This window comes from Streptomyces sp. NPDC057565 (assembly GCF_042801455.1).
GTDB classification, from domain to species: domain Bacteria; phylum Actinomycetota; class Actinomycetes; order Streptomycetales; family Streptomycetaceae; genus Streptomyces; species Streptomyces yanii.
Map to the genome: position 1 here is coordinate 1 of NZ_JBHVFU010000104.1, position 15,143 is coordinate 15,143.

Sequence of the window (15,143 nt, forward strand, 5' to 3'; positions counted from 1 at the left end):
CTCATCCGCCAGAACCACCTCGACCGTCGGCCGACCCATACGCGCCATGAACCCAGCCTACTTCTGCAATGAAATAAAGACTCAAGACACTAGATGATCCATTCCAAGGGGTCAGTGATCGTAGGCGATCAGTGATCGTAGGACGGTTTGTCCGGTCGCGTCGTTGTGCCAGATCGCGGCAGTCAGCGCGAGGATGCGTTGCATGACGCGGGCTATGACACCGTCGGCTGTGCGCCCTCGGTGCCGCTCGAGGTCAAGCTGTCCCTTGAAGGTCTCGTTGATCGATTCGATGACCTGCCGCAGCGGCTTGAACAGGGCTGCGCCAGGCCGTTCCCGTTCACCTTTACGGGCAGGCCGCAGCAACTGGACTCCATGCTCGGACAGTTCGCGTTCGAAACCACGGCCGAAGTAGTTCTTGTCGCCGATGAGAGTCTGTCGGGGGCGCTCTCGCAGAAGCGCGCATTCGGCGGCCAGGAGGTCGAGGAGGGTCTCGCGTTCGTCGGCCTTGGCCCCGGTCAGGACGAAGGCGATGGGCAGGCCCTGAAGGGTGCAGACCAGGTGTAGGCGCAGGCCCCAGAAGAAGCGGCTGTGGCTGGCGCAGTAGCCGTATTCGGCCCAGCCTGCCAGGTCGGAGCGTTTGACGGTCTGGCGGGAGCGGCCGCATTCCACCGGGGTGGAGTCCACGACCCATACGTCGTCGCTCCACACCGAGGTGGTGGTGGCCAGGATCCGGTTGACGCTTCGCATCAGACCGGCGGCCTTGCGTAGCCGCTTGTTGTAGCCGGGCTGCTGGGGCAGGTAGGGGAAGAGGTGGCGCAGGTGGGCACGGGCATGGCGGAGCCATTTGGCCTCGGAGGTGTAGCCGAGTATGGCCTGCATCGTGGCGAGGGTGAGCAGTTCGGCATCGCTCAGGCGGGGCGTAATGCCGACCGGCGGGCGCCACGGCGCCAGCCCGGGATGCTCCTTCAGGATGTCGTCGGTCGTCGCATAGAGTGCTGTCGCGAGGGTGTCCACGTCGTTCGTCACAAAACGATCTTGGACACCCTCGTTCTCGTCTCCGTAGGCGCCCCTTGGACCACACCACCAGGAGGAACCAGTGTCATACCCGCAACTGCTCACCCCCGAGGAGAGGCTCGCCGACGCGAAGAAGCAGCTGAGCCTCCCGCGTATCGTCGTGATCTGCGGCTCCACCCGCTTCATGACCGAGATGACCGAGGCCGATCTGCGGGAGACCAAAGCCGGAAAGATTGTCGTCAAACCGGGCTGTGACATGAAGTCGCCGCACGAACTTTGGTCCGATCCTGTCGAGGCCGAGGCCGAGGCGCTGAAGGTTCGACTCGACGATCTGCACCGGGCGAAGATCCGGCTCGCTGATGAGGTGCTCGTAGTCGGCGACTACATCGGAGACAGCACCCGAGCCGAAATCGCCTACGCCCGGTCGCTGGGCAAGCCCGTGCGGTTCACGCACCCCGAAGTCGACCCTGACGCTTGACCGCCCGCTGCCACCTCGGCAACCAGGGTCGGCAGCCCGCCGCCTGACCGTCTTGCGGTGGCTTCGGCCGCCGCCCACCCCACACCCCCTGCAGGCATCCCTTGGAATTGATCATCTAGTGGTCTGCCAACAGACCTCTAGGCCTCCCCACCGACCGCCCGCGGGCTGTCGGGGACGGGAGGGCTTTTTCTCTCCGCATCGCCACCGCCCTACCCCCGCACGCCCTCAAACAGGAGACACCCATGGACGCACTCGCCCTGATCGCCACCGCCGTACCGCTTGGCCTCGTCGTCGCACTGCTCTGCGCCACGCTCGTCTGCGTCGTGGCCATTCTGCGGGCCCACCGGTCCGATGTCGTCACCGTCGTGCGGGCGTTGCCTGCTCTGGGAGCAGCCCCCTGTCCCCTCTGCTGCGTACCGGGCCCGTATGGCAGGCGCCCCGCCGTACGGGTTCCGAGGGTCCAACTCCGACCCTCGGAAACCCGGGCGGGTAGTCGGCTGTGCGCGCAACCGCCGGCGACGACCGGGGCGGCAAGGTCACCCAGGAGATCATCCGGGCGGTCGGCGTGAAGTGACACGCCCCGGCCACTGGAGCCATGGGGTGAGCCGTACGCGGCGCGATCCCGTGTGACAGGACGGCGCCGTCTCCCGTGGGACCCGGGAGACGGCGCCGCTCGTGCGAGTCAGCCCGTCGGTTCGACGATGCCCGGGACGACGTGTTCGCGGGCGGCGTCCTGGAACGGATCCCGGCCGCGCCGCCCGCGCTCGGGCACGTGTCCGACGCCCCGGTAGCGGGTGACCGCGCCGGACGCGGACCTGTCAGGCGGGGCGGTCGGGTGCCCGGTCGAAGTCGTCATTGCTCATGCGCAGGAGTGCCCAGCCGGCCCCGGCGAAGCCGACCGCGGCGACGAGCAGACCGACGCCGGACGCGACGTGCCCCGGCATGAAGGGGTGAGTGAAGCCGCCCAGTGCCAGGGCGATGCCCGCCCAGGCCGGCGCGGCGCCGCTGCGCCACAGGGCGAGACCGAGCAGCAGCAACCCGAGGACGATGCCGACGATGAACAGCAGGCCGCCCGTCAGGGCCAACGGATCCTCCTCCAGGGCCTTCTGAAGCGCGGCCACGGTCGTCACGTCGAGGCCGTTCTTCGCCGTCATGTACGCGAGCAGGTCGCCGCCCTGGTTCAGAGGGAAACCGGCCAGTTGACCGAGGAGCGCGAGGAGCGCTCCGGCGGTGGTGAGCCGGGGCGCGCCCCGGCGGGACACCCAGATCACGGCGAGCGTCGCCGGAATCAGCAGGACCAGGAACGGCACACCGAGGTACTGGGTGGCGCGGGCCTGATCGAGGTGGCCGGTGTAGGCCGTCACGGTGTCCTCGAACGACGAGCCCCCGTCGACGGGGCTGAGGATGTAGCTGAGCCCCATGCCGGTCATCGGCAGCGGGGCGACGACGGCGAGCAGGACGCGCCAGAACCCTCGTACGTCTTTCAGCGGCTTGGGCTGCTGCGGCGAGGCCGCCCTGGTCGGCTGAGTGCCGGTGTCGGACTGCATGGTGGAACCTCCGTTCCCGTTGGAGAGGTGAGGGTGGGTCAGCCGGCCTGCGGCGTCTTCGCCGTCCGGCCCACGGAGTGCGCGAGGGCCAGGCCGGTGCCGGCGGCGCTGAGAACAAGGCCGATGACGGCGCCGTCCCAGCTCCGGACGAGGGCGACGACCGCGCCGATCAGGTTGAGCGCGCCAACGGTGAGTACGGCGGGCGTGGCCCAGGCGGCGGAGCGGAGCAGGGCGATCGCGGCGACGATGCCGACGGCGCCGAGCAGGCTGATCAGCCAGGCGGCCGGGGCCGGGATGCCGTTGCCTCCGTCGTCGAGCGCGATCGGAAGGTTGAGCAGCGACATGGCGAGGGTCGCAATGGCGGCAAAGCAGCGGATGGTCCTCATGGCGGCCTCCTGGATACGGCGATTGCCGGATCAGCGTCGGGCGCGCCGGGACCCCCGGCCCAGGGCTCGCCTTCCCGAGTCGGCGCGGTCGCGTCCGGCGCGGGACGCCCCGATTCCCGGGTCGGCCGGGAAGGTTTCCCGGAAACTCGGGAAACGCGGCCGTTGCTGCCGCCGGACGCGGATCGGGATACTCGCCGTATCGACACTCCGCGCGGACACCGGACCCCGGACGGCAGCCGATGGGCCGCCGCGACGCTGGCGGCCGTCCTCGTCGGGGTGGGCTTCCTGCTGTGGTGGGTGACCGCGGGGCACCCGATGCCGGACTCCGGCGGATCCCCGGCCTGGGTGGAGCCGCTGGTCACGATGATCGCGTACGGGGTGACGGGGGCCCTGCTCATCGACCGCCGTCCGGACCTGCCGTTCGGGTGGCTGCTCGCCGGGGCGGCCGTGCTGGTCGTCGTGCAGGTGCTGGCCCTGCCGCCGGCGTACGCGGCCGTCCTGGACGGCGACCGCGGCGTCCCGGCGCGCTGGGGGCTGACCGCCGGGACCTTCGCGTTCGCGCCGGTCGCCGCGCAGGGTCTGATCAACCTCCGGTTCCCGTCCGGGCGACCGGCCGGCCGGTGGAGCGCGGTCCTCGAGAAGGTGATCATCACCTGCACCGCGCTGGTCATGGTGGGCGGACTGCTCGGGGGCACGACCCTGCGGGACGTCGGGGGCGGCGTGAGCGGGCTCGCCCACCCACTCACCGGCGGGAGCACGGTCGGCCGGATCGCCGACGCGGCGACTTTCCTGGCGCCCGTGGTGGTGCTGCTCGGGCTGATCGCGGGCATCGGCGTCGTGGTCCGGTTCGCCAGGGCCGAGGGCGTCGCCCGCCAGCAGCTGAAGTGGCGGGCGGTCGGCGTGGTCGTGGCGCTGGCGCTGTTCCCGCTCGCCGTGACCGAGCAACTGCCGTCGCTGACGAACAGCGTGGACGCGGTCGTGTTCGTCCTGACTCTGGCCCTTCCGGTGCTGCGCTACCGGCTGTGGTCCATCGACACGATCCTGCGCCGTTCCCTGGTCTACGGCGCGATCACCGCCGCCCTGATCATCGGCTTCGCCGTGCTGACGGGGCTGGCCACCCGCGTGGTCTCCCGGCAGGTCGCGACCCCGGTCGCCGCGGCGGCCGTGGCACTGTCCTTCGTCCCGCTGCGCGACCGCACGCAACACCTGGTGGACCGCCTCTTCTACGGCGGCCGTCAGGATCCGTACCGCACGCTGCGGGACCTCGGGCAGCGACTCAACTCCGTCCCGGGCGCCGACGCGCTGGGCTCGTTCGGCCACGCAATGGCATCCGCGTTGCGGCTGCCGTACGTGTCCGTCGAGCGCGCCGACGGAACCCCGGTCGCGTCCTACGGGACACCGGTGGAGCCGCTGGAGCGCCGGCCTCTGCTGTACGAAGGCCAGATCGAGGGCTACCTGGTCGCGTCGGCCCGGCGCGGCGAGGAGGGCTTCGACGACCGCGACCGCGGCCTGCTGTCCGACATCGCCGGTCAGCTCGGTCTGGCGCTGCACACCCGGACCCTCACCGTCGAGCTGGTGCGGTCGCAGCAACGCCTGGTCGCCGCGCGGGAGGAGGAGCGGCGGCGGCTGCGCCGTGAACTGCACGACGGCCTCGGTCCGGTGCTCACCGCCATCGGCCTCACCCTGGACGCGGCCCGCGCGCGGCTGGAGACCGACCCGCCCTCGGCCGACAACCATATCGCTGAGGCCCGCGAAGCCGCCGCCCAGGCGCTGGCGGACCTGCGGAAGGTGGTGCACGGGTTGCGTCCGCCCAGCCTGGACGACCTCGGGCTCGTCGGAGCCCTGCGCTCGCAGGCCGACCGGCTCACGGCGGGCTCACCGCTGCGGGTCACCGTCGAGGCGGGCGAGCTGTCCGACCTGCCGGCCGCGGTCGAGGTCGCCGCCTACCGCACCGCCGTCGAGGCGATCACGAACGCGGTGCGCCACAGCGACGGGAGGCAGTGCCGCGTACGCCTGGACGCCTCCGTGCGGGAGCTGGTGCTGCGGGTGGGCGACGACGGTACGTCCGCCGGTCCGTGGCTGCCCGGCGTCGGCGTGACCGCGATGCGCGAACGCGCCGCGGAACTGGGCGGACGCTGTCAGGCCGGCCCCAGTCCCGACGGCGGCGCCGTCACCGCCTGGTTCCCGATCCCGGAGAGGCCATGATCCGTGTGCTGCTCGCCGACGACCATCCCCTGGTACGCCAGGGGATGCGAGCGGTTCTCGACACCGTCGACGACATCGAGGTGGCCGGTGAGACCGGGGACGGTCTCGAAGCCGTCCGCCGGGCCGTTGAGCTGCTGCCCGACGTCATCGTGATGGACCTGCAACTGCCCGGGCTCCACGGCATCGAGGCCACCCGGCAGATCCGGACCCGGGTGCCGGACGCGGCCGTGCTGGTCCTGACGATGTTCGAGGACGACGCGACGGTCTTCGCAGCCGTCCAGGCCGGCGCGCTCGGCTATCTCGTCAAGGGGGCCGACGGAGCGGACATCGTCGCCGCCATCCACGCCGCCGCGGCCGGGCAGCCGGTCTTCGGCGCGGCACTGGCGGGCCGGCTGCGGACCTGGTTCGTCTCGCCACCGCCGCAGGACGGCCCGTTCCCGGAACTCACCGCACGTGAGCGGGACATCCTCGACCACCTCGCGGCCGGTCTTTCCAACGCCGAGATCGGTCGGCGCCTGCATCTGTCCGGCAAGACCGTGGCGAACAACGTCTCGGCGATCCTCGCCAAGCTGCACCTCACCCAGCGCAGCCAGGCCATCGTCCGGGCACGCGACGCCGGTCTGGGCCGGCCGCACTGAGAACTCCCCTCTTTTCCGCTCCGGTTCAGCTCTGCTCCGCGGCGCTCGCCCCGCGCCAACGGGTGTGTCCCACTGAGCCGCAGGTTCACCGCGGCCGGCTCGGCGCGGCCCCGCTCGGCAAGGCGGTCAGCACCGCAGCCCGCCGCCGGCTCGACGCCCCGGAGCAGCTGCTTACACCGATCTGGGGCACCTCTTTCCTGCGGTCGGTTCGTGGGAGCGAGCGCGACAGCAGGCTTTCTCTGGGGTCTCACAACTTGAGGATGAGGGCGAGCGCCGGAAGCCTTTCATCGCCCGTTCGCGTTGCCGGGTGGGTTGATGACTGTTCTCGGCCCGGTTGTTCAGGCCCTTGTGGGAACGGTGCTCGACGGAGGGCATGACCTCGCGGTGGGCCGCGCCGTAGGAGCGGAGCTTGTCCGTGACGATCACCCGGGGCACCCCGCCCGTCTTCGTCAGCAGCGTGCGGAAGAAGCGCCTGGCCGCAGCCGTGTTCTGGCGGCTCTGCACCAGGATGTCCAGCACGTTGCCGTCCTGGTCGACAGCCCGCCACAGGTACTTCTGCTCACCGTTGATCTTGATGAAGACCTCGTCCAGGTGCCACTTGTCGCCGGGCTGGAGCCGCCGGCGGCGCAGTCCGTTGGCGTACTGCTGACTGAACTTCAGGCACCAGCGGCGGACCGTCTCGTACGAGACGATCACGCCGCGCTCCAGCATCAGCTCCTCGACCTCACGGAAACTGAGTGGGAACCGGAAGTACAGCCACACACAGTGCGAGATCACCTCGACCGGATGCCGGTGCCCCTTGTACGACGGCGACATGCCCTCCACGGACGACCCCCTCCACCGTGGTCAGCCCGAGCATCCTCCCACCCCGTCAGCCAACGTGACAGCGCCCGGGGCGGATGTCTCCTACGGGGTAGTGCGCTACTACGTCGCCGGCCAGGAGATGGCCGTGCTGTCCAGGTGCTGCTTGAGGGCGGCTCAGACGCGTTCGACGGGAGTGTCGGGCCTTGCCCCTGAAGAGTGGAATGCGCTCGCCGAGGACTGGCACTGCTCAACTCCAGCTTGGCGAGGGTCCGTGCGGTGGCTTGTAGGGAACCGGTTGGCCGGTGTGCGCGTCGAGCACAACGCGGTCGCCTACGGGTCGTGCCAGCTTCACAGTCACTTGTTGCAACCTTGCCTGCTTGGTGCAGAGGCCGCCGTCGTCCTTCCGGTGTTTGACGGAGCCCGAGAGCACCACGCTGCCCCGTGTTTCCAGTACAGCCACCACGGGGCCATCGTCGCAGGCACCGTGTAGGGCAACCACGGTCACCGAACGCCCTCCTGCGGCAATCTGGACCAGCTGATTGAGCGGATAGCCCGGGACGCCGTAGGCCCGCCCGATCGGCGGCCGGGGGAGTGGCGACGGGATGACAGCGGCCTGCTTGAGAGGGGAGGCATAGCCATTTAGGGTGAACAGCCAGGCTGGGACCACCGCCGGTCCCCGGCTGGTGGCCACACTCATCTCACCCAGCTTCGCCCCGGTCACAGTGAGGTGTGGCTTTCCGCCGGTGCGGCCCCCAGCCAGGGTCTTGTACGACTCAACCGCCCCCGCCAGCTGCCGTGTGAGCGATCCGCCTCCGATCCAAGTCACCCGGCCGTCCTTCGGCCCGGTGTCGGGTATCCTGCCCCGCAGGACGAAGTTGTGGTCTTGGTAGGCCTGCTTGTCGGCCTGGCTTCGCAGGCCGCCGCGCGGCAGCTGGACCACCTCGCCCATGGGGTGGTAGCCAGCTCGCCACGCGGCGGCAGCGGTTGACCCGTCCCAGGCTCCGGCGACCTCACGGGCACGGTGCGCCATCACCGCCGTGTCGCCGCCGGCATCCTTCTGGCCGCTGCAACCGGAGACGGCCACCAAACCCGTGGCGGACAAAGCCGCTGCAGCGAGCAGGCTCAGTGAGTGCGACGCCCGGATGCGCATGTGGACCTCCGAAAAGACGGTGACGTGGCAACTGCCCTTTTCCTGTGACGCGGCCGGGCCAGGGCAGGTTCCGCCGGCTGCGGCGGCACGTTGTCAGTAGACCTTGAGACCAGTCTGGTTCAGCACTGTCCGCACCTTCGTGAAGTAGTTCACGTAGTTTCCGGTGGAGGAAGAGTTGCACACTGTTTCGTTGCTGCCGCCGGAGAGAAGGCCCAGGGCCGTTGCCCCGTGGAGCAGGGGTCCGCCGCTGTCGCCACCTAAAGGCTGTCCCGAAATTGCTGTGCGAGACGACGCTGCTACGGTCGGCTCTCCACGTCGTGAGCTGGCAGTAGCCCTACCAGTGCGTCTACGGCCTCGACAGCGTTCGGAGTGGCGAGTACGAGTACGGGGTCGGGCTTCCGGAGAAGGAGGCCGCTCCAGACCCGGAAGACGGGACGGCTCTCCGGCCCGCCGGTGTCGAAGGAGATGGACCCCGCCAGCTCGCTCCCGTCGTCTTGTGCGCCAGGCATCCAGAACGCGGGTCGGTCCACGAACCGAAGATAGTTGTGGCTGGTGAACGGATACCACTGGCTCAACGCGCTCGCCCTGGCGGCCAGCACCAACGCCTCTGCGACAGGAGGAACCCACGAGTCGGTTCCTCGCACCGCGGCGTCGGCGGACCGCGCGGATTCCTCCATCCAGTCCCATGCAACTGCCAGTGACCACGGGGCGTTCGTCTCCATCCACCAAGTCTGGCTCGATGCGCGGACAGTCACGGTGGTTACGATGAGATGATCTTGGAGTGGCTGGTGTGATCACGGCGTCAGAGCCGTCCTAATTCCTTGGTAACGGGCTGTGGGAGCCGGGGGTTGCCACCAGTCCGTTCGAGCGCCGGGGGCCGACGCTTTTCTCTCATCCCGGCCTTCCACAGTGCAGGTGGTGGCAGCCTCGCGGGCACCGACCGTACGCCTGGAGCCGTCTGGGCACTCGATCCCTTTATCCAGAGCGGCGGCGCTCGGTGTCTTCGAGGTCGCCACCACCGTCAACACTGTCCGCTTGATCACTCGTTGGTGTTGGTGGTGCGAGCCCGTCGCACGGTGACCTCCTGATACTCCAGAGCCGTCAGAGCTCCCGAGGAGACCGGGGCCCGTGAGGTGCGCTGGTGCCACGAACGGCTAGTGAGGTGGCGGACCGACCGGATGGTCGAGTCCTGGAATTAGGTCGCTGCGTGGCCCGCATGCGCTCGCAACCAGCGCAAACACCGCACCTCTGGGGAGGAAAAGTTGATCTACTGCGGCATCGACTGGGCCGAGAGAACACACGACGTTGCCTTGGTCGACGACACCGGCCAGCTACTTGCAAAGCGACACATCACCGACGACGCGGCCGGCTACAGGAGCTTGATGGACTTGCTCGCTGAATACGGCGACACGGAGGAGACCCCAATCCCGGTCGCGATCGAGACCTCCCGCGGTCTGCTGGTCGCGGTGCTGCGGGCAGGCAAGCGGAAGGTGTTCGCGATCAACCCGATGGCTGCCGCCCGCTACCGCGACCGGCACGCAGTCTCCCGTAAGAAGTCCGACCGCGGCGACGCCCTGGTCCTGGCAAACATCCTGCGCACGGATATGCATGCCCACCGACCGCTGCCGAACGACAGCGACCTGGCCCGCGCCATTGCCGTACTGGCCCGCGCTCAGCAGGACGCGGTCTGGAACCGGCAGCAGGTCGCCAACCAGCTCCGCTCGCTGCTGCGCGAGTACTACCCCGCCGCTCTGGAGGCCTTCGCCAAGTGGGACAACGGCTTGTGCCGACCGGAGGCCCGCGAGCTGATGAAGCTCGCGCCGACTCCGGCCAAGGCCGCGAGCCTGACTCGCACCCAGATCACGGCGGCTCTCAAGCGTGCGGGCCGCAAGCGCGGCATCGAGTCGGACGTCGAGCGGCTGCGCGAGGCATTCCGCACCGACTGGGCCCGTCAGCCCGAGCTTGTCGAGGACGCGCTCGGCAAGCAGACGCTCGCCTTACTCGGACAGCTCACGGCCGCCTGCACCGCCGCCGACGACCTCGCCCAGGCCGTCGAGGAGGCGTTCCCGCAGCACCCGGACTCCGAAATCATCCTCAGCTTCCCCGGCCTCGGTATCCAGCTTGCCGCCCGGGTGCTGGCCGAAATCGGAGATGACCGCACCCGCTTCGCGGACGCCCGCGGCCTGAAGGCCTACGCGGGCGCCTCACCCGTCACCCGGGCCTCCGGCAAGAAGTCCACCATCACCAGACGATGGGTGAAGAACGACCGGCTCAACCACGCCGGCTACCTCTGGGCGTTCTCAGCGATCACTGCCTCGCCCGGTGCCAAGGCCCACTACCGGCGGCGACGTGACGACCACGGAGACTGGCACGCCGCTGGCCAGCGCAATCTGTTCAACCGGATGCTAGGCCAGCTCCACCACTGCCTCAAGAACCGCCGCCTGTTCGATGAGCACACCGCGTTCCCGGCGCCGCAGGCCCCAGCACTGGCGGTGGCGTAGGTGATCCCACTCACGACTCACCGCCCCCCGGAGGTCGCTCCGCAGCGTGCTTGAATCACCGGATGATCGACTGGTCCACACTCCACGACGCCTACGGCCCGGCACGCGCGATACCCGGGCTGCTGGACCGAGCCATCGGTCGTGACCAGGAGGCCATCGACTGGCTTTGGGGGCGCTTGTGCCACCAGGGGACGATTACCCCGGCGAGCATCGCCGCACTGCCGCAGCTGGCGGACATCGCGAAGACCGAGGACGCCGGGGACTGGGCGCTCGATCTGGCCGGAGCCATAGCGGGTGGCCTCCTTCAACCTCACGGCGCCGACGAAGAAGTCGCCCGCTGTGCGGAGACCTTGGCCGAGCTTCGCGCCATGGCCGCCGCCCGGCTGCGGTCTGGCCTGGACGGGAAGATCTACCTGAGCCGGCTGCGGGCCATGCTCGCGTTCGATGGCCAGCCCTTGTGGTTCGAGGCCCTGGACGACTTCACCGATTCCTTCGTCACTGTCGCTTGTCCGCACTGTGACGCACCGGTGACGATCGCGGTCGGCGACTACGGCTGCTACTCCTCGATCCGGGACTGGAATCTGGGGGATGTCCACCAGGTCCCGCTCCGGCCGGCCGTCCCGCACGAACTGACCGGCACCGGGAGGATGTTGCACGAGTCGGCCGTACGGGATGGCCAGCAACGGCTCGCCTGGGGCCTGACGCACCTGTTCGGCCAGGCGGAATGCCCAGGATGCGGGAGCGTTTTCGACATCGCAGACGAGTACGCGGCCGCCAATGCACCCGCCCCATGGGACTTCGCCCGAGGCCACATCAAGGACGCTCTCTGATGACCACCGGCAGGGCCCTCGGAATCGAACAGTGAGCTCGTGCCCGCTGTCCCGACTTGACGGCTTGGCGCCGTGAGGTGTCTGGATAACTCCGTTCACTGGGCTCAGCCCTCGCCTGTTCGGGAAGTTGGTGACGGTCCTGCGGCGCGAGGGTGCGGACGCGGTCCGCAAGGGCCGGCCGTGGAGTCTGCCGCTGGAGGACCGGGCTCTGCTGGTCGCGGCCTACTGGCGCACGAGTACGCGGTGATGTCGTTGCCGTGGATGCTCCGCTCCGCACCGAAACGGGAGTACAGCACCCGTTCGATGGTGAAGTTGCCGGAGCACCCGACGTAGATGTCTTTGCCAGGCCAGGTCCCGGCGTGCTCGTAGATGATCGACCGAAGGGGCGCGGGGATCGAGCCGTGGAACATGGGCCGCTCCTGTGACGGTTCCGCTGAGGCGAGCGGCGATGGTAGCCGACCTGACGGAACCGCTCCTGGGGCATCGGTGCAGGCCAGGGCGGTACAGCGAAGCCCCCGACCGGCCGGGGCCGTTCAGGGGCTTCGTGGTGGAGCGCCAGCCTGGATTCGCACCAGGACCTCCCGCCCGGAAGGCAGGTGTGCTGCTGTTGCACTACTGACGCGCGTGGTCGGCTGCGCTGCTGCTCAGGACAGCCGCTCACAGAACGCAACGATACACATACGCTGCGCACTGTGTCGCAGCGAAGTTCAACGAACCGTTGTACGCCCGCGTCGGCCCGGCCGTTGAGACGGCCGACACAAGGTCACAATGGGCGCCGCGACAGCAAGCGCAAAGAAGACGCCCGCGCTGATCACGTACGGTTCCGTCTGGCCTTGAGCGAGCGCGTACAGCCCACCGGCCGCACCGCCGCCAGCAAGGCCCAGTGTGGGTGCCCAGTAGCCAGCGCCCAATCCGAAGAGCACCACCGCCATCGCCGGCATGCCTGCGAGAAAAAGCACCCAACCGTGCAACTCGTAGCCGTCCGCTGCCACGCAGCCGCCACGCGACCCCCGCCTGCAGCCACCCTCGATGAGCCCGGCGATACCCCAGCTCACAGCGAGCCCCACCACGACGCCGATCGGGACCCACCACCAGCTTGTCTCGTCGAACGACCCGTTTCCCGACGAGCGCCCCGCGCCCGTCCTCGCCTTCCCCCCGCGTCCCAGCATGGTGTGATTGTAGGGACCGGCACGAGGGGCGGAGCAGATCCCTCAAGGAGTTCCCGGAGAGAGCTGTCCACGCGCAACCAGGAGCAATAGTCAAATCTTGTGGATGGATCGCCCCGCCGATCCCGGAACAACGCCCGGCTCGGCGATCGCTGTCAGGAGTGCAGCGGGCCATAGCTCACGAAGAAGTGCCTGGAGGCGTGGCTCATTGGGTATCCCAACTGCACATCTGTGAGCATGCGCAAGATGAACTCACCAGCTCCGCAATCGAATTGCTGCTCTTCATCGCCTTCCGACTGCGTGACCACGGTCCACTCGTCAGGATTGGTCGCGCCCGTCGACCACATGAGTCCGAGTTCGTATTCTGACCAGCCCCAAGGCACGAGTCCACCGGATGACAGGCCGGGGCCGTACCTCTTCCACGGGTTGCTGCGCGCGCCGGGGCCGCCGGGCACGGCAAGCTCGAAGTACTCGTCGAAGCTGCCCGCGCCGAACAGGTCGACGACCTCCTTGTAGTCGCTGGGTAGCCGTGTGCCGAGGTCGGCCTCGATGGCGGGCCAGTCCACGCGCGGCTTGGGTATCGGTTCCCAGCTGGTGACGATGCGCAGCTTCTCGGCCCAGGACGCGCCTTGTGGGAAACCGGCAGCCGCCGGGTCCTCGCGATGGGTGATCACGGCGACAGCCCGTGGGCTGTCGGGGGACGCGACCAGGCCGCACCCGACCCAGCGGTTCCGGTAGCCCCAGCCCCGCATCTCCAGCAATTCCCCAGCCCCGAAGGGCTCGGCCAGCGGCAGGCCGGTGCGTTCGCTGAGCGACGGGTCGACGAACCCGCCCGCTGCCAAATTCCGGTGCTGCCCCGCCCACCGGCCGAATTCCGCGACGAGTTCATGCAGGTCCGTGCCCGGCGGGGCCTCCAGGATGACGGGCTCACCCAGATTAGGGGGATTCCCGTTGATCAGGCGCCAGACGCTGTCGACGAATGCATTGGTTCCCACGGCCGACAGTCAACCTCATGCCACTGACATCCCTGCGGCGACCAGGCCCGCGGCAGGCCGCGCGTCCGGGGTCATCGCGGTCGTCCTCCTCAGGCAGCCAGAGTTTCGGTGCCCGCGACCAGGTGCGATGCGCCGGTTTGGTGTCAGTGAGGGCTGTCAGTGACGATTCGCTAAGGGCTGTCCCGTAATCCCTGGCGGGCGCACGACGACAGCTACGGCACCTCGCTGCGTTGTCGGAACGCCCGAATACACCCAGTATGAGGACGCCCCTCCGCCCTGCGATACACCGCATCTGACGCCGCGCGCTGTTCCGCCAGGGATTACGGGACAGCCCTTAGTTTGATGGAGCTCTTTCAGCGTTGACGCTCCAGGGTGAGGACTGCTGCGGCGATGACGGTCATGCGGTTGGGACTGCAGCGGGCTTTGCGGGAGACGTTCCAGGACTTCAGTCGCACATTCACGCCCGCTGAAGTTCCCCCGCTGAGGTGGACAGCCTGATACTGGGACGGTAGGTCCCGGAGAAAGCAGTCCCAGGTAGTGAGCAAGAAGAGCAACACGCGCAAGCGGTACACGGCCGAGTTCAAGAGTGACGCGGTCGCGTTGGTGCATTCCTCAGGGAAGACGGTTACCGAGGTCGCCCGGGAGATCGGCGTCAGCGCCGAGGGACTGCGCAACTGGGTCAAGCAAGACGAGGCCGACCGAGGGCATGGGCCTGCGGGCGCCCTGACCAGCGATGAAAAGGAAGAGCTGCGGCGTCTGCGGCGGGAGAACCGGGAACAGCAGGAGACCATCGAGGTCCTGAAAAAAGCCGCGGCCTTCTTCGCGAGGGAATCGACGAAGTAGCCGTGCGCTACGCGTTCATCGATGCGGAGAAGGCCACCGAACGCAACCCGGACGGCCACGGCGTCAGCCTGATGTGCAAGGTCCTGGGGGTGTCCCGCTCCGGCTACTACGCCTGGCGTGCCGCACGCCCGGCCGCCGAGGCGCGAGCGGGAGAGGAGACCGAGCTGGTCACGCAGATCCGCAAGCTCCACACGGATTCCCGCCGCGCCTACGGCTCCCCGAGGATCACGGCCGCACTGCGTCGCAAGGGACGGCGGATTAACCGGAAGAGGGTCGAGCGGTTGATGCGCGAGCACGACATCCGAGGCATCACCCGCCGCAAACGCCGCGGTCTGACCCGCCCGGACAAGAAGGCGGCCCCGTCCCCTGACCTGGTCGGACGTGACTTCACCGCTGCCGAGCCCGGCACCAAGTTGGTCTCGGACATCACCTACCTGCCTACCCTTGCCGGCTGGTGGTACCTCGCCACCGTCATCGACCTGGCGACCCGGGTGAACCTTCCCCTTGATCGTGGACACCTGGAGACTGGGACCTGAGGTTCCAGAGGAAGTAGCACCAGGTGGGAAGCAAGTACATGAAGCGGTAC

At 68.7% G+C, this 15,143-nt stretch carries 14 protein-coding genes, 1 tRNA gene and 3 pseudogenes; 8 read left to right on the forward strand and 10 right to left on the reverse strand.

Annotated elements, in window-relative coordinates; all coding sequences use genetic code 11:
• Nucleotides 1-111: 111 nt before the first annotated feature.
• A complete protein-coding gene (locus tag ACFU8W_RS50135) occupies nt 112-1,026 on the reverse strand; it encodes an IS982 family transposase (protein ID WP_384052531.1) in 915 nt (304 codons plus the stop codon).
• A gap of 70 nt (nt 1,027-1,096) precedes the next feature.
• On the opposite strand from ACFU8W_RS50135, the gene ACFU8W_RS50140 reads away from it, so the two are divergent.
• A complete protein-coding gene (locus tag ACFU8W_RS50140; RefSeq protein WP_384052532.1) occupies nt 1,097-1,492 on the forward strand; it encodes a hypothetical protein in 396 nt (131 codons plus the stop codon).
• A 682-nt stretch (nt 1,493-2,174) separates the two neighbouring features.
• Here the strand turns inward: ACFU8W_RS50140 and ACFU8W_RS50145 are convergent.
• Genes ACFU8W_RS50145 through ACFU8W_RS50155 form a run of 3 tightly spaced genes read right to left on the reverse strand, consistent with a single transcriptional unit; the run spans nt 2,175 to nt 3,425 of the window.
• Nucleotides 2,175-2,348, reverse strand: a complete 174-nt coding sequence (locus tag ACFU8W_RS50145; protein ID WP_384052533.1) for a hypothetical protein — start codon at nt 2,346-2,348, stop codon at nt 2,175-2,177.
• Nucleotides 2,311-3,039, reverse strand: coding sequence for a hypothetical protein (locus tag ACFU8W_RS50150; protein WP_384052534.1), 729 nt, complete (start codon nt 3,037-3,039; stop codon nt 2,311-2,313). The genes ACFU8W_RS50145 and ACFU8W_RS50150 overlap by 38 nt, the downstream gene beginning before the upstream one ends.
• A gap of 38 nt (nt 3,040-3,077) precedes the next feature.
• Nucleotides 3,078-3,425, reverse strand: coding sequence for a hypothetical protein (locus ACFU8W_RS50155; protein WP_384052535.1), 348 nt, complete (start codon nt 3,423-3,425; stop codon nt 3,078-3,080).
• A 162-nt stretch (nt 3,426-3,587) separates the two neighbouring features.
• On the opposite strand from ACFU8W_RS50155, the gene ACFU8W_RS50160 reads away from it, so the two are divergent.
• Entirely contained in the window at nt 3,588-5,630 is a 2,043-nt protein-coding gene (locus ACFU8W_RS50160) for a sensor histidine kinase (protein ID WP_384052536.1), read from the forward strand.
• On the forward strand, nt 5,627-6,268 hold the full coding sequence (locus ACFU8W_RS50165; RefSeq protein WP_358862950.1) for a response regulator transcription factor: 642 nt from the start codon (nt 5,627-5,629) through the stop codon (nt 6,266-6,268). The genes ACFU8W_RS50160 and ACFU8W_RS50165 overlap by 4 nt, the downstream gene beginning before the upstream one ends.
• A gap of 273 nt (nt 6,269-6,541) precedes the next feature.
• Here the strand turns inward: ACFU8W_RS50165 and ACFU8W_RS50170 are convergent.
• From ACFU8W_RS50170 to ACFU8W_RS50180, 3 genes and pseudogenes are all read right to left on the reverse strand, one after another.
• Nucleotides 6,542-7,084: pseudogene (locus tag ACFU8W_RS50170) on the reverse strand (IS6 family transposase); the annotation flags it as partial.
• 235 nt (nt 7,085-7,319) lie between these two features.
• Nucleotides 7,320-8,222 (reverse strand): hypothetical protein, encoded by a 903-nt coding sequence (locus ACFU8W_RS50175; protein ID WP_384052537.1) that lies wholly within the window; start codon nt 8,220-8,222, stop codon nt 7,320-7,322.
• 296 nt (nt 8,223-8,518) lie between these two features.
• Nucleotides 8,519-8,944, reverse strand: coding sequence for a hypothetical protein (locus tag ACFU8W_RS50180; protein ID WP_384052538.1), 426 nt, complete (start codon nt 8,942-8,944; stop codon nt 8,519-8,521).
• 540 nt (nt 8,945-9,484) lie between these two features.
• On the opposite strand from ACFU8W_RS50180, the gene ACFU8W_RS50185 reads away from it, so the two are divergent.
• From ACFU8W_RS50185 to ACFU8W_RS50195, 3 genes and pseudogenes are all read left to right on the forward strand, one after another.
• Nucleotides 9,485-10,723 (forward strand): IS110 family transposase, encoded by a 1,239-nt coding sequence (locus ACFU8W_RS50185; RefSeq protein ID WP_384052539.1) that lies wholly within the window; start codon nt 9,485-9,487, stop codon nt 10,721-10,723.
• A gap of 62 nt (nt 10,724-10,785) precedes the next feature.
• Nucleotides 10,786-11,553 carry a hypothetical protein gene (locus ACFU8W_RS50190; protein WP_384052540.1) on the forward strand — a complete coding sequence of 256 codons (768 nt, stop codon included), beginning with the start codon at nt 10,786-10,788 and terminating at the stop codon, nt 11,551-11,553.
• 85 nt (nt 11,554-11,638) lie between these two features.
• Nucleotides 11,639-11,791, forward strand: a pseudogene (locus ACFU8W_RS50195) (IS5/IS1182 family transposase); the annotation flags it as partial.
• 49 nt (nt 11,792-11,840) lie between these two features.
• Here the strand turns inward: ACFU8W_RS50195 and ACFU8W_RS50200 are convergent.
• From ACFU8W_RS50200 to ACFU8W_RS50210, 3 genes and pseudogenes are all read right to left on the reverse strand, one after another.
• Nucleotides 11,841-11,963, reverse strand: a pseudogene (locus ACFU8W_RS50200) (hypothetical protein); the annotation flags it as partial.
• Nucleotides 11,964-12,101: 138 nt separating this feature from the next.
• Nucleotides 12,102-12,175: transfer RNA gene (locus tag ACFU8W_RS50205), tRNA-Gly, on the reverse strand.
• A 699-nt stretch (nt 12,176-12,874) separates the two neighbouring features.
• Entirely contained in the window at nt 12,875-13,714 is an 840-nt protein-coding gene (locus ACFU8W_RS50210) for a hypothetical protein (RefSeq protein ID WP_384052541.1), read from the reverse strand.
• A 537-nt stretch (nt 13,715-14,251) separates the two neighbouring features.
• Here ACFU8W_RS50210 and ACFU8W_RS50215 point away from each other — a divergent pair.
• The gene (locus ACFU8W_RS50215; protein ID WP_384052542.1) at nt 14,252-14,557 is read left to right on the forward strand and encodes a transposase; all 306 of its coding nucleotides are present in this window, start codon (nt 14,252-14,254) and stop codon (nt 14,555-14,557) included.
• A 2-nt stretch (nt 14,558-14,559) separates the two neighbouring features.
• Nucleotides 14,560-15,093, forward strand: a complete 534-nt coding sequence (locus ACFU8W_RS50220; RefSeq protein ID WP_384052543.1) for an IS3 family transposase — start codon at nt 14,560-14,562, stop codon at nt 15,091-15,093.
• The last annotated feature ends 50 nt before the right edge of the window (nt 15,094-15,143 follow it).